The organism is Cognatiyoonia koreensis (assembly GCF_900109295.1).
Lineage (GTDB): Bacteria > Pseudomonadota > Alphaproteobacteria > Rhodobacterales > Rhodobacteraceae > Cognatiyoonia > Cognatiyoonia koreensis.
The window spans coordinates 380584-394681 of record NZ_FOIZ01000001.1 but is presented as its reverse complement, the minus strand read 5'-3'; the positions used below and the strand labels follow the sequence as shown (position 1 = coordinate 394681).

General features: G+C 58.2%; 13 protein-coding genes. 8 read left to right on the top strand and 5 right to left on the bottom strand.

Translation table 11 applies throughout. The features are described from left to right. Positions 1-67: 67 nt before the first annotated feature. The gene (locus BMY44_RS01870) at positions 68-745 is read right to left on the bottom strand and encodes an HAD-IA family hydrolase (RefSeq protein WP_165611765.1); all 678 of its coding nucleotides are present in this window, start codon (positions 743-745) and stop codon (positions 68-70) included. A gap of 155 nt (positions 746-900) precedes the next feature. On the opposite strand from BMY44_RS01870, the gene BMY44_RS01865 reads away from it, so the two are divergent. The 4 genes from BMY44_RS01865 (at position 901) to carB (ending at position 6961) form a co-directional block, all read left to right on the top strand. Then, positions 901-2124, top strand: a complete 1224-nt coding sequence (locus BMY44_RS01865) for an SAM-dependent methyltransferase (protein ID WP_242650460.1) — start codon at positions 901-903, stop codon at positions 2122-2124. After that, the gene (locus tag BMY44_RS01860) at positions 2121-2738 is read left to right on the top strand and encodes a CatA-like O-acetyltransferase (RefSeq protein WP_089989561.1); all 618 of its coding nucleotides are present in this window, start codon (positions 2121-2123) and stop codon (positions 2736-2738) included. Before BMY44_RS01865 ends, BMY44_RS01860 begins: the two co-directional genes overlap by 4 nt. 65 nt (positions 2739-2803) lie before the next feature. After that, positions 2804-3565: a lysozyme family protein gene (locus BMY44_RS01855; protein WP_089989557.1), complete on the top strand. Its 762-nt coding sequence runs from the start codon at positions 2804-2806 to the stop codon at positions 3563-3565. Positions 3566-3628: 63 nt separating this feature from the next. After that, positions 3629-6961, top strand: a complete 3333-nt coding sequence (gene carB, locus BMY44_RS01850) for a carbamoyl-phosphate synthase large subunit (protein WP_089994396.1) — start codon at positions 3629-3631, stop codon at positions 6959-6961. Here the strand turns inward: carB and BMY44_RS01845 are convergent. After that, the gene (locus tag BMY44_RS01845) at positions 6950-7528 is read right to left on the bottom strand and encodes a GIY-YIG nuclease family protein (protein WP_089989554.1); all 579 of its coding nucleotides are present in this window, start codon (positions 7526-7528) and stop codon (positions 6950-6952) included. The two genes, carB and BMY44_RS01845, sit on opposite strands and share 12 nt — an antisense overlap. Next, on the bottom strand, positions 7529-8665 hold the full coding sequence (locus BMY44_RS01840; protein ID WP_278246559.1) for a DNA cytosine methyltransferase: 1137 nt from the start codon (positions 8663-8665) through the stop codon (positions 7529-7531). 166 nt (positions 8666-8831) lie between these two features. Between BMY44_RS01840 and BMY44_RS01835 the strand changes: the two genes are divergently transcribed. The 4 genes from BMY44_RS01835 (at position 8832) to BMY44_RS01820 (ending at position 12815) form a co-directional block, all read left to right on the top strand. Further along, positions 8832-9119 carry a hypothetical protein gene (locus BMY44_RS01835; RefSeq protein ID WP_089989548.1) on the top strand — a complete coding sequence of 96 codons (288 nt, stop codon included), beginning with the start codon at positions 8832-8834 and terminating at the stop codon, positions 9117-9119. Positions 9120-9170: 51 nt separating this feature from the next. Beyond that, positions 9171-10547, top strand: a complete 1377-nt coding sequence (locus BMY44_RS01830; RefSeq protein WP_089989545.1) for an alpha/beta hydrolase — start codon at positions 9171-9173, stop codon at positions 10545-10547. Positions 10548-10559: 12 nt separating this feature from the next. Beyond that, positions 10560-11681 (top strand): beta-ketoacyl-ACP synthase III, encoded by a 1122-nt coding sequence (locus BMY44_RS01825; protein ID WP_089989543.1) that lies wholly within the window; start codon positions 10560-10562, stop codon positions 11679-11681. Positions 11682-11804: 123 nt separating this feature from the next. Beyond that, a complete protein-coding gene (locus tag BMY44_RS01820; protein WP_131801556.1) occupies positions 11805-12815 on the top strand; it encodes a hypothetical protein in 1011 nt (336 codons plus the stop codon). Positions 12816-12817: 2 nt separating this feature from the next. On the opposite strand, the gene arsH is transcribed toward BMY44_RS01820, so the two are convergent. Together arsH and BMY44_RS01810 are read right to left on the bottom strand one after the other, a co-directional pair. Beyond that, positions 12818-13537: an arsenical resistance protein ArsH gene (arsH, locus tag BMY44_RS01815; protein ID WP_089989536.1), complete on the bottom strand. Its 720-nt coding sequence runs from the start codon at positions 13535-13537 to the stop codon at positions 12818-12820. Next, the gene (locus BMY44_RS01810; protein WP_089989533.1) at positions 13530-13988 is read right to left on the bottom strand and encodes a phage regulatory CII family protein; all 459 of its coding nucleotides are present in this window, start codon (positions 13986-13988) and stop codon (positions 13530-13532) included. The genes arsH and BMY44_RS01810 overlap by 8 nt, the downstream gene beginning before the upstream one ends. Positions 13989-14098: the final 110 nt, after the last annotated feature.

Sequence of the window (14098 nt, the reverse complement as noted above, 5' to 3'; positions counted from 1 at the left end):
TCCTCGGGCGAAAAGCGTTCCGCCCGATACACCTTGTTGCGCCCACGAAGTCAAGCGTGTGCCGAGCTTACTCGGCGGCGAGGAGGTTTTCGGTAAATATCTTTGGATCAAGGCTCTGGATCACCGTCACGCCCTCTGGAAATGCCCCATCAATGTGCATCTCACCCGGGAAACCGAATGTGGCAATCCCGGCGGCGAGGGCGGCTTCGGCACTGACCGGGCTGTCTTCAATCGCGATGGCGTTGCTTGCTGTGACGCCAAGCACGCCAAGTGCGTCCAGATAGATGTCTGGCGCGGGCTTGCTGACCTTCACACGGTCTGCGTTGCCGATATAGTCAAATGTATCTGCTGTCAGATCATCGCCCAGCGCATCAAAGATCGCCTGCGATTGATCCGCCCCCGTGCTGGTGACAAATCCCACCTGCTGGCCTGCGGATTTCGCCGCATCGATCAGGTCGCGCACGCCGGGGCGCAGGCTGATGCCTTCGCTGCGCAGCAGAATGTCGAATTGTCTGACCTTGTTTGCATGGATCGCACCGGCATTCACGATCTCGCCCAGAGAGGCAGCAAAGTCGACGATCCGCTGATACCCGCCGGATTTCTGCAACAAGTGTGCATAGGTGGCGCGGTCCCAATACCAATTCAGCCCCGCGTCAATGAATGCCCGGTTAAAGGCGCGACGCTGCATGTTCGACGTTTCGACGATCGTTCCGATGGATCCGAAAAGGACAGCATGGCCAGACATGGGCATTCTCCAAACACTAATGCGTTGTCGAGATAACCAAGTGTGCGCGCTTTTGTTCCCGACTGCCCAAGAATTGAAGAGACGTGAATTCCAGACTTGGCACCCTGAACAGGGCCGTTAGTCTGCCGCCACATTGCGATGAAGGATTTCTGACATTGGATTTTTGGGAACGGATGCTGGATCAAACGCTGTCGCGCATGATCACCGAAGGTACGCTGGACGTCACCTATTTCAGCGGTACGCGGAAAAGCTATGGCCGTAACACCCGCGTACAGGCGGATATGCGTTTGCGCGACGACAGAATTGCACGTGCGTTGTGTCTGCGTTCTGAAATGGCACTGGGCGAAGGATACGTCGACGGGCAGATCGAAACCGACGATCTGTTCGCAATGCAATCCGTCCTGCTGATGAACAAGGGCATGGATAATTTGCCCCTGCCCGCGCGCATCCTCTTCCGTATGCAGTTCGCCGCGCGTCGCTTTATTCAGGCCAACACCCCTGTCAGCGCGCGCCGCAACGCCGCCCACCACTATGATCTGACGGACGAGCTGTTTGCCCTGTTTCTGGATGAAGACCGCCAATACACCTGCGCCTATTTCAGCGAACCGGGCATGACCCTGGAAGAGGCGCAAACCGCCAAGCGGCATCACATCGCGCGTAAGCTGCTGATCGAGCCCGGCATGCGCGTACTTGACATCGGGTGCGGCTGGGGCGGCATGGGGCGCACACTGGCGCGCGATTACGGCGCGAAGGTCACCGGGATCACCCTGTCGGTCAATCAGGCAGAGTATGCCAACGCGCGCGCCAAGGACGAAGGGCTGGATGCTGTCTATCACTTGCTGGATTACCGCAAGATGCAGGACAGCTTTGACCGGATCGTGACGGTGGGAATGCTGGAACACGTCGGACTGCCGCAATTCAAGAACTATTTCGGGCAGGTCAAGACGCTTTTGAAACCCGACGGCGTTGCGCTGACCCATTGCGTCATGCGTAATACCCCACCCTCGCTGCCATCTGGCTGGCTGGTGAAATATGTGTTCCCCGGCGGCTACGCCCCTGCCCTGTCAGAGGTCATGCCAGTAATGGAGAAGGCCGGACTGAAGATCACCGACATGGAAATCTGGCGTGGGCACTATGCCAAGACCTTGCACGAATGGGCCGCCCGCACGAAGGCGAATGCGAAACGCATCGTCGAAATGCACGACGAAAAGTTCCTGCGCATGTGGCTCTATTATCTCGAAGGGGCCGAAGCGATCTTTTACTATGGGGACCAGTGCAATTTTCAGCTGCAGATGGCACACAATATATTCGATGTGCCGGTCACCCGTGATTACATGGCCGATGCGACCGATATCCGCATGATGGAGCCGCCGTTTTGAAAACCATCGACCAGGACACATGGCCGCGCGCTGCCCAGTTCCGCCTGTTCCGCACCTATGCCAGGCCGCACTATGCGGTGACATCCCGTCTGGACGTTACGCATTTGCTGAGCCGCAAGGCGGACGTGTCGCCCTACCGCGCGTGCCTTTGGGCCATCGGATGCGGGCTGCATATGGTGCCCGAGTTGCTGATGCGCTTTCGTGGCGAAGAGGTCGTTCAGCATGACCAAATCGCATTGTCGATGACAGTGCCGACCGCAGCCGGCAGTTTCAACTATGCCTATGTTCCCTTTCTGCCAGAGTTCGCCGCCTTTGATGCACAGGCCAAAGACCTGATCGCGGCAGCCGCAGGCGCGGATGATCTGGGTGCCAACCGTGGAGAGATCGACGCGGTTGCCTATCTGTCTTGTATGCCGTGGCTGGATTATTCCAGTATCAACAACGCGTTGCCCGGCCCCGATGACTGCATCCCCCGCGTGTCATGGGGCAAGTTCGTGGAAGAAGGTGCGCGCTGGCGCATGGCAATGACGCTTGAGGTGCACCACGCGTTGGTTGATGGACAACACGTCGGTGCGTACTTTGCAGCCGTCCAAGGGGCGCTGGATCAGATCTGATCTCAACCGAATTTCAATAAATTGTCTGCATAACCCGACCCGAACGCAGCAACAGGCGGGTCACTATGCGTATTTTTCGGGTCTACATTCTTTTGGTGTGTTTTCTACCCACCGCAACAGCAACAGCAGAATCATTGTTCGACGCCGGCACGTTTGCGGGCAAACGGGGGGCGCTGGTCAGCGCGGAACCGGATTTCACACCGCCCGAAAAGATGGCCAACGCGCCCAGTCTATTCATCGGCCAGACAGAAGGCGGGATGTTCGCCCCCTTCCCTGTGCGCGCCGCGGCCTTTCCCACACCCACCGATGTTTTGGCCGCCTCTCGGGCACCGGTGCAGACATTTGGCGGCACACCGGTTGCGCGCCTGCGTCACCTGATCGCGCAGGCCGAAGCCGGGCGCGCGGGCTATGACGCGGTGCAGCATGGGGCGAGCATCAGACCGGGCAAGCGTCCGACCGACATGACCATCGCCGAAATCGACCAGTGGATCAAAGACACCCCCGGCCAGCCGCATGCGATTGGACGCTACCAGTTCATTCCGGCCACGCTGCGCCGCCTCGTGGCCGATCTTGGCGTGTCCCCTCAAACCCGCTTTACGCCTGATGTGCAGGACGCACTGGCCGATCTTTTGCTGGTCGAAGCGGGGTTCCACCGCTTTCAACGCGGGGAAATCGCGCGCGCCGATTTCATGCATAACCTCGCCAAAATCTGGGCTGGTCTGCCGCTCCCGAATGGAGAGTCGTATTATCACGGCTACGCCGGGAACAAGGCCACGCTGACCTGGACCTATTTTGACGGCGAGATGGCCCGCATATTTGACGGATAAAGGCTTGCACCTGCCCCACCCATCCCTATAACGCAGGACAATTTGCAGATGGGGGTCCGCGGCATGCCAAAACGTGATGATATCAAGTCGATCATGATCATCGGGGCCGGTCCAATTGTCATCGGACAGGCCTGCGAATTCGACTATTCCGGCGCGCAGGCCTGCAAGGCGCTCAAGGAAGAAGGGTATCGCGTCATCCTCGTCAATTCCAACCCGGCGACGATCATGACGGACCCGGGCATGGCAGACGCCACATACATCGAACCAATCACCCCCGAAGTCGTCGCAAAGATCATCGAAAAAGAACGCCCAGACGCGCTGCTGCCGACAATGGGCGGGCAGACGGGGTTGAATACATCGCTTGCGCTGGCCGACATGGGCGTGCTTGAAAAATTCGGCGTCGAAATGATCGGGGCCAAGCGCGAGGCCATTGAAATGGCCGAAGACCGCAAACTGTTCCGCGAAGCGATGGACCGCCTGGGCATCGAAAACCCCAAAGCAACAATCGTGACTGCCCCGAAAATGGCCAACGGCAAACGCGATCTGGTCGCTGGCGTCGCGCTCGCTTTGGAAGCGCTCGAAGACATCGGGTTGCCGGCAATCATCCGCCCTGCCTTTACCCTTGGCGGCACCGGCGGCGGCGTGGCCTACAACCGCGCGGAATACGAGCATTACTGCCGCACAGGCATGGATGCGTCCCCTGTCGGGCAGATTTTGGTCGATGAATCGCTGCTTGGCTGGAAAGAGTTCGAGATGGAGGTCGTGCGCGACAAGGCCGACAACGCAATTATCGTCTGCGCCATTGAAAACGTCGATCCGATGGGCGTGCATACCGGGGATTCGATCACCGTCGCCCCGGCCCTGACGCTGACCGACAAGGAATACCAGATCATGCGCACGCACAGCATCAACGTGCTGCGCGAAATCGGCGTTGAAACCGGCGGGTCCAACGTCCAATGGGCAGTCAACCCCGCCGACGGACGCATGGTCGTCATCGAAATGAACCCGCGCGTGTCACGGTCCTCTGCGCTGGCGTCAAAGGCGACAGGTTTTCCGATTGCCAAGATCGCGGCAAAGCTTGCAATCGGGTACACGCTGGACGAACTCGACAATGATATCACCGGCGTTACCCCCGCATCGTTCGAGCCAACGATCGACTATGTTGTCACCAAAATTCCGCGCTTTGCCTTTGAAAAATTTGCAGGCTCCGAACCGCACCTGACGACGGCAATGAAATCCGTGGGCGAAGCGATGGCGATCGGCCGCACGATCCATGAATCACTGCAGAAGGCGCTGGCCTCGATGGAAACCGGGCTGACCGGATTTGACGAGATTACGATCCCCGGCGCACCCGACAAGGCCGCCATCACCAAGGCATTGGCGCAACAGACGCCCGACCGGCTGCGCGTCATCGCGCAGGCAATGCGGCATGGCCTGTCAAATGATGACATCCACCATGTCACGAAATTCGACCCGTGGTTCCTTGCCCGTATCCGCGAGATCATGGACGCCGAAGCCGTGATCCGTAAAGACGGCCTGCCCACCAACGAAGACGCAATGCGCCGGGTCAAAATGCTTGGCTTTACCGATGCGCGGCTTGGCATCCTGACGGGGCGTGACGAAGACAACGTGCGCCGCGCCCGCCTGAACCTTGGCGTGAAGGCACAGTTCAAGCGGATCGACACCTGCGCCGCCGAATTCGAAGCGCAAACGCCCTACATGTATTCCACCTATGAGACGCCAGTCATGGGCGAACCAGAATGCGAAGCCCGCCCGTCGGATCGCAAGAAAGTGGTCATTCTGGGTGGCGGTCCGAACCGCATCGGCCAAGGGATCGAATTTGATTACTGCTGCTGTCATGCCTGTTTTGCGCTAACGGATCAGGGCTATGAAACGATCATGGTCAACTGCAATCCGGAAACCGTATCGACAGACTATGACACGTCCGACCGGCTGTATTTCGAACCGCTGACATTTGAACACGTCATGGAAATCCTGCGGGTCGAACAGGAAAACGGCACGCTGCACGGAGTCATCGTCCAGTTTGGCGGGCAGACCCCGTTGAAACTGGCGAATGCGCTGGAACAGGCCGGTATTCCGATCTTGGGCACCTCGCCTGACGCGATTGATCTGGCCGAAGACCGCGAGCGGTTTCAGGATCTGGTCAATCGTCTGGGCCTGAAGCAACCGGTCAACGGGATCGCCCATTCCGACAAGCAAGCGCTTGAAATTGCGGCGGATATCGGCTTTCCACTGGTGATCCGCCCATCCTATGTTCTGGGTGGCCGTGCGATGGAAATCGTGCGCGATCAAAGCCAGCTGGAACGCTATATTTCCGAGGCTGTCGTCGTTTCCGGCAAAAGCCCCGTCTTGCTGGACAGCTATCTGTCCGGCGCGGTCGAAGTGGACGTAGACTGCCTGTCCGACGGGACCGATACCCATGTCGCGGGCATCATGCAGCACATCGAAGAAGCGGGCGTGCATTCCGGCGACAGCGCCTGCTGCCTGCCGCCGCATTCCTTGTCCGATGCAATGATCGACGAAATCCGTCGCCAGACCCGCGCGCTGGCTCTGGAACTGAAGGTCGTCGGACTGATGAACGTGCAATTCGCCGTAAAGGATGAAGAGGTTTACCTGATCGAGGTTAATCCGCGTGCCTCGCGCACCGTTCCTTTCGTGGCAAAGGCGACAGACAGCGCAATCGCGTCCATCGCCGCCCGCCTGATGGCAGGCGAACCGCTGTCAAATTTCCCCATGCGCGCACCCTACCCGGCCAGCGACAACCCGATGGATATTCTGCCACTGGGCGATGCCTTTACCTTGGCCGACCCGAAAACACCCTGGTATTCCGTGAAAGAGGCCGTGTTGCCTTTCGCCCGTTTCCCAGGTGTGGACACGATCCTTGGTCCGGAAATGCGCTCGACCGGAGAAGTCATGGGATGGGATCGAAATTTCGCCCGTGCCTTCCTGAAGGCGCAAATGGGGGCCGGAACGGTTTTGCCGACCGAAGGTGCCGTATTCCTGTCGATCAAGGACGATGACAAGACGGATGACCTGATCGCCGCCGCCCGTGGACTTGTCGAGATGGGCTTTACGTTGGTCGCAACGCGCGGCACCGCGAAGTTCTTTACCGATGCGGGCATGGACTGCGAAACGGTCAACAAGGTTTACGAAGGCGGGCTGACCATCGTCGATCGCATGAAGGACGGGCACATCGCGCTGGTGATGAACACAACCGAAGGGGCCGCCGCGGTCGAGGACAGCCGCAGCATCCGTGCCGTCGCGCTGAACGACAAGATCCCGTATTTCACGACTGCCGCCGCAGCGCAGGCCGCTGTCATGGCGATGCAGGAGCGGCTGACCGGTGAAGTGGATGTGCGCGCGCTACAGGGGTAGTTCGGGCGCATCATCGCTTGAAAGCGATTGCATCTGCGCGTGATACTTCTGCAATCGCGCGAAATGTGCGTTCATTGCGCGCAGCACTTCGCTTGAATCCTTGATCGTCAGGAAATGGTCGACAATTGCCGCATAGTGGCTGGCCTGACGCGGTAGCCTTTGTTCTGGCGAGGTTTTATCCTCGCGTTCTTCGTCGGTCATGACCTGAATGATCTGCGCGGGGTCCGGCGGCGGCGCATCGTTGATTGGCCGCTGCGGGATCTTGCCGTTTACCAGTTGCGATCGTTCATCAAAGGCATGGAACAGCTGCGCCTCCAGCCGGTCGAGTGCGGTTTTGTCCGGACAGGGATAGGTCCAGACGAACGCGATTTCCCAGATGTCGATTTGCCGGTTTGCGATGATGTCAGAGCGTGCAGAGGTCAGGTGCCGCTGCACCCGCTGGCGGATTCCATCCCGCGATTGACCAACGTAGATCGGCACATTGTCGAGGTCGGCCAGGACATAGACCCCGATTTCGCGCGTCAGCTGCGCAACGGCAGCTTTGCGAAACTGAAAGTCCGTCCCCATTTATTCGGCAGCGATCATCATGGCTGATTGGTCCAGCAACGGCGTGAACAGCGCCTGATCAAGGTAGCGCACGACCGGTACCGCCACCCCGTCGCCGATCAGGTGATATCCTTCGTTGTAGTTCGTGGGCAGCTTGTAACGCTCTGGCAGTCCCATCAGCCGCGCGGCTTCGCGCACAGACAGCAGGCGGCTTTTGATCGTGCCCCCATCCACGACCATGACGATTTGCCGGCTTGATCCGCCGCCCGGCGTGCGCAGGCACCCGGCAACCCCGTCAAAGCGTACTTCGGCACGCTGCACTTTGCGCCCGTCAGCATCATGGCGCGTGCGCTTGTAGACAAAACCGATCGCCGGTGCCTTGCGCTTTGCCGCGTTGCGGACCTTTTCGACATGCAGAGGTGCCATCATGGACAGCAGTTGATCCGTCTGCGATTGCGTGTGCCAGACAACATCTGACGGGCGTGGGTCGATCACCTGGCGCACCGTCCGGCGGCGCGTTTGCGCGGCTGGCAAATTCCAGTGGATCAACGCTTTGCGCGTGCGCGCCGACAAGCCGGTCGTCGCCTTGATGATCCGTGCATCAACCCGCTGATCCCCACCCTTCAGGGACGCCGGTACATCTACATCTTTCACCCCGACGACAAAAAGCCGGGGGCGCGATTGTGGCAGGAAATCTTTGGCATCAAGGATCATCGGGCCAAACTGATAGCCGCGGCGCGCAAACGCTGCGCAGATGCTTTCAAAGTCGCGCCCGCCGTGGGACGTGAGTGATCCGACGACGTTTTCGATGACCACGATCTCCGGGGCACGCCCAGCATCTGCCAGTTCGTCGATGATCCGCCAGAATTCAAAGTATGTGCCCGAACGCTGCCCTCGCAGACCAGCCCCCGCACCGGCCAGGGACAAGTCCTGACACGGGAATGACCCCCAGATCAGGTTCGGCGTTGCACCAATGTCGGCACCCTTGATCTGTGCGATATCGCCCTGATGAAACACGCGGTGATGGGCATGATTGGCGCGGTAGGATGCAGCCTTTTTCGCGTCGATGTCGTTTGCAAAGACACATTCCCAACCGGGCAGTGCGGCACTGACCATGCCCCCGCCCGCGAAAAACTCTGCAAACCGCTTGTTGTGCAAAAGGGCCGCTCCGCCGCTGTTGTTTCTTGTTTGTTCTATCAGGTGAATATGCCGTAAAGCCGAACCCCATTGCAAACACATTCTGGGATCATGGGTGGGGAAGACCCGACTTATGTGATCGCGTCAAAACGTGTATGATGGCCCCATTCAATAAAGGAGTTTGGTCATGCGATTGCTTATTCTTGCACCCGTGTTCGCCGCAGCTGCCGCCTGCACACCCCCGCCCCCTGCCCCGACCGTGCTGCCATTTTTCGGTGACGGCTACCGCGCAGAGGGCGATCAATGCCGCCGCGTCGGTGAAAGCGAACTGACTGTTGAATTTCTTGATGACGCAGCCGATCTGGTCGGTTGCCCGGAAGATATGGAAAACCTTGGCGTTTTCGCGCTTGATACCGGCGGGGTCGAAGTTGCGCGGATCGGTGGTTTCGTTCTGTATTCAGTGCCGGTGCGTTGAACAGATCAGGGATCGGCACGTCTACTGCCATGACATAATAAGGAAAAGAACATGCGGAAATTGATTGCGCTTGTGGTGGTTTGCGTCGGCGTGCTGGGGCTTGCCTATGTGTTTGTTCAACAAACTCGGAACGAAGCTGACGCTGTCGCAATCCCTCAACCTGCACCGCCAGCTGCACCTGCGGCCCCACCAGCCCCGCCGCCTGAAGCAGCAGAGTTGGGTGCGCCAGTGCCTGAAGCAGCAGAGTTGGACCCCCCGATTATCATCGCCGAAGAGCCGGTCATGATGCAAAGCGAAGCTTTTGTCGCAGCTGCCCCCGTCCTCGAAGAACTCATGGTCATCGTGGAGGGTGATGAATATCACATCGTAAATCTGTTCTTTGCGACCAATCGCCAGCTGAGTAACGACCCATTCCCCGACACCCCCGCTGACCAGTTCACCGCTGATATGGGGCCTTTGCGCTATGGCGTTGCCGAGGTGTCGATCCCGAAAAACCATGTGATCGGGCATCTGGAAAGCCAGAACTTGGCCCAATCCTGGCTGTCTGACCCCAATCCCAGAAAGCACGTCATTCTGCAAAGTATGGATTTGCAGGAACCTGAAGCTGTCATGGACCAGTTGCGCGCTGTGGTGGCGCAAGGTGGCACGTCAACGCTGATGTATATCCACGGGTTCAACGTCGGTGTGGATACGGCGGCCCGCCGCGCAGGACAGCTGACGTATGACCTTGACTGGAACGGGCCTTCGTTCTTTTTCAGCTGGCCAAGTCTGGATTCCGCGACGGCCTATAATGCCGATCAGGAAAAGGCGCGGGCCTCGCGCCGCGACCTTGAAAGCGTACTGGAACGGATCGCTGCGACAGAAACGGATCGCATCGTCATCATTGCCCATTCGATGGGCACCGATCTGCTGGCGCAGGCGCTGGAACTGCTTGATGCCCGCCAGTCGCCCGCGCTCGACAAGATCGAAACGGTTATTCTGGCAGCACCGGATATCAACGAGCTGATCTTCCGCGCCTCGATCCTGCCCGCCATCACTGCGATTACCGAACGCAATCCGAATTTCACGGTGACAGTCTATGCGTCGGAAAGGGATTCCGCCTTGCAACTCAGCGAGATCACGAACGGAGCCTTGCGCATCGGCGTCATGTCCACGATCACCGATGCCCAGCGCGAGGCGCTCAGACCGGTCCTTCTGGTTGATGCGTCACAGGCGCAGACCAACTTTTTCGGTCACACCTATATCAACGACAACGCGGCCGTGATCGAGGATGTCTATTGCATCCTGCGCAAAGGGCCCGACCCGACGATCCGCATCACGCTCGAAGGCGTCCCCCAGCCCGAAGGGCCGGGGTTTCGCATTCCGCCACGGGAACGTAACGCAAGTCTGGACAATGCGGATCAGGGTGCGCAATTTGTCTGCGACTGAAAGGGACCAGACATGTTTGACGTCGCGCTGACCGGGACCGGGGTATTCACGCCCGAAAACGTGATTACCAATGACGAACTTGTCGTCGCCTTCAACGCCTATGCCGATCTTTACAATGCAAAGCACGCCGCAGCGATAGCCGCAGGTGACGTGGATGCAAAAGCGCATTCCTCGTCCGAATTCATCCTTGCCGCAAGCGGGATCGAACAGCGCTATGTCCTTGACAAAGATGGCATTCTTGACCCGACCCGCATGTATCCCCATCTGCCGGAACGCGCGGATGAAGACCCCGCGATCATGGCTGAAATCGGTGTTGATGCCTGCCGCAAGGCGCTTGATCAAGCGGGTGTTGATCCGGCGTCTGTCGATCTGGTCATTTGTGCCGCGTCCAACATGGAACGCGCCTATCCGGCGGTGGCTGTCGAAATCCAGCAGCTTTTGGGCGCGGGCGGCTTTGCCTTTGATATGAACGTCGCCTGTTCATCGGCGACCTTTGGCATTCAGACGGCTGCGGATATGATCAAATCCGGGTCTGTGCGCACGGCCTTGGTGGTCAACCCCGAGATTTGTTCGGCCCATCTGGAATGGCGCGACCGCGATTGTCATTTTATCTTTGGCGATGTGGCCACGGCGACCCTGTTGCAGCGCGAAGATGACGCGACGGGTGCGCATTTCAAAGTCCGCTCGACCCGTTGTGCGACCCAGTTTTCCAACAACATCCGCAACAACAACGGCTATCTGCGCCGCACCCGCGACCAGATGGAAGACCGCCGTGACATGCAATTCATGCAGAACGGCCGCAAGGTGTTCAAAGAAGTCTTGCCTTTGGTCAGCCAGCATATCGCCGCTCACATGGCAGACGAGGGCATCGTCGCGAGCGATCTGAAACGGCTTTGGCTGCATCAGGCCAACAAGACGATGAACGACTATATCGGAAAGAAAGTGCTGGGCCGCGACCCTGAAACAGGGGAACAACCCAACATCCTGCAGGACTATGCGAATACGTCGTCCGCCGGGTCGATCATCGCGTTTTCAAAGTATTCGGATGATCTGGAAGCGGGCGACATGGGTATCATCTGTTCGTTCGGTGCCGGGTATTCAGTAGGGTCGGTTATTGTGGAAAAGTCGGCCTAAGCCGGTCCAAATTTGACCGGAACCGACAACCGGCCCATAGTCCTACGATTATTTTGAAAGATATTTGTCGGAGTGATTGTAATGCGGGCGTCCGGTTTCTTTAGCTTTCTGAGTGCTTTTTACATGTTTGCGCTGCCCTTAACAGCGCAAGACGCGGTCCCAGAACCTCCCAACTGCCCGCTGAATGTCGTGCCGGGCACATGGGACCTGACTGTCACCGGAACGCAGAATGCAACAGCACGAATTGGCGGCGAAGTCCCGGTGCCCCCTATCGCGGATGCACTGACGTTCTTCCCTTCGTGCGAGGGAAGCCTGATGATTGAATCGCGTGGTGGGATCCAGACAGAGCTGAGCGGTCGCAGCGACGGAGAGTTTCCAAGCACAGTTCAAGGCACTGGCACGATTGTCGCCACGGTCAAAGCTGAGTGGCGAATCACTATTCAATCGCCGACGACCGCAGACGGGACGTTATCACTTGGCGGGATTATCAATCAGCTCGCTGATGGAGAGGCGCTGCACTACCGCATGAACTATGTGGGCGATAAGGACGAACAACACCCCGCCTGTACCTGCCCGACCCAGCTGCGCGCGGCTCTTTCTGATCAGATCAACGATGCCAAAAAGCTGCGAAGCCTTTTTGCGAACCCCGCCTACTATGGCCGCCCCGCTGCGTTTTCACCGGATCTTGATCCATTATTTCCACGTTGGAAATTGGCCTCCTATGATGCGTTGATTGACTACATGTATGCGAACGAAAACGCAGAATATGACGACGCAGTTGCTTACGCCGACTCCGTTACCAACGATGCCGGGCAGGTTCTCGAAACTAGCCAAGAAAGCCAATCAAATGGCAGCAGTGCGTTTTCGGCTTCAGGTAAGACGTGGTATGACAATGATCAGTGCAACATGACCGTCACATCGGGAAACGATAGTTGCTACGCCGACATCATGTTTGCGGCCGTTAGCGCGCATGAGGGCGTTCATTTCGCTGAATGCAACCAGAACAAATCGATGCACAAGACCATTGAAAGCAAGGCGGCAAGCGAAGTGCGTGCCTACACGGCTGAAATTGAATATCTGCGCGGGTGGATCCCCAACAACTGTTCGGGACCTGTCGCAAATGTCACTGATTAGATCTAGCTGCTCACCCGCTTATGCACCTGCTCCGCACTCTCGACCCGCTCTGAATACCGGTCCGTCAGCATGGCAGAGCGCCCCCGTGTCATCAGCGTGAACCGTGCGAGTTCTTCCATGACGTCGACGATCCGGTTGTAAAGCGGGCCGGGCTTCATGCGGCCCTTCTCGAATTCTTTCCAGGCCATTGGCACCGAAGACTGGTTCGGGATCGTGACAAGCCGCATCCAGCGACCGAGAATGCGCAGTTGGTTCACGGTGTTGAAGGATTGTGACCCGCCGCAAACCTGCATCACGGCCAGCGTCTTGCCTTGTGTCGGGCGGATGCCGCCGATCGGCGCAAGGGGGATCCAGTCCACTTGCGTTTTCATGATGCCCGTCATTGCGCCGTGCCGTTCGGGCGAAGACCAGACCATACCTTCGGACCACATGACCAGATCGCGCAATTCAGCGACTTTGGGGTGATCCGCGTCAGCGTCGTCCGGAAGGGGAAGTCCGGATGGGTTGAAGATCCGTGTCTCGCATCCAAGCGCACGCAGCACGCGTGCGCCTTCCTCGGCTGCAAATCGCGAATAGCTGTCTTTGCGGAGTGATCCGTAAAGCAGCAGAATGCGTGGGGGATGGCGTTGATCGTTCCCCCCGACAAGAGCAGCCGTATCCAAAGGCTGCAGTTGCCCGGGAATGATATTGGGAAGATCGCTTAGGTCGATGTCGTCAGTCAGCTTCCTGCTCCAGGTGCAGCTTCATTTCGATCAGCACCTTCTGCAATGCGGTCGTTTCCTGCAACAGGCGTTTTGCCTCATTCACAGATATCACGCCGTCTTCGATGGACTGGTTGTATTCGCCCATGAGCACCGCGAACCGCTGGCTCAACGCGACGACGTCGGAATTCACCCCGCCGCGTTTTTCGTTCGGTGAGGATTCATCGTAGGACAGTGTGATGCCACGCACCTCAGCGAGGGCCGATGTGACATGCGGATAACTGGATGCGGCTTCGAGCGCGACAACCGCATCGACGGGCATGAATCTGTCAGCATGTTCTTCGTTGTTGGAGTAGTAGCGACCAAGGGTGGCTTTGGATTTTCCCGTCAGCGCGCAGGCGGCTTCTATGCCGACATCCTTGACCAGAGCCTCTGTGTGCTTTTTCAAATAATTTGCATAGCTCTTGGCCATGTTTTCAAACCCCCGTCTGTCCTGCGCCGTCTTTACCCCATCGGCAGCTATAAGCGTGGGGGGAAAACGGAGCGGTCATTCCCATTAGTTTCCCCAACGGAATTTGTCAT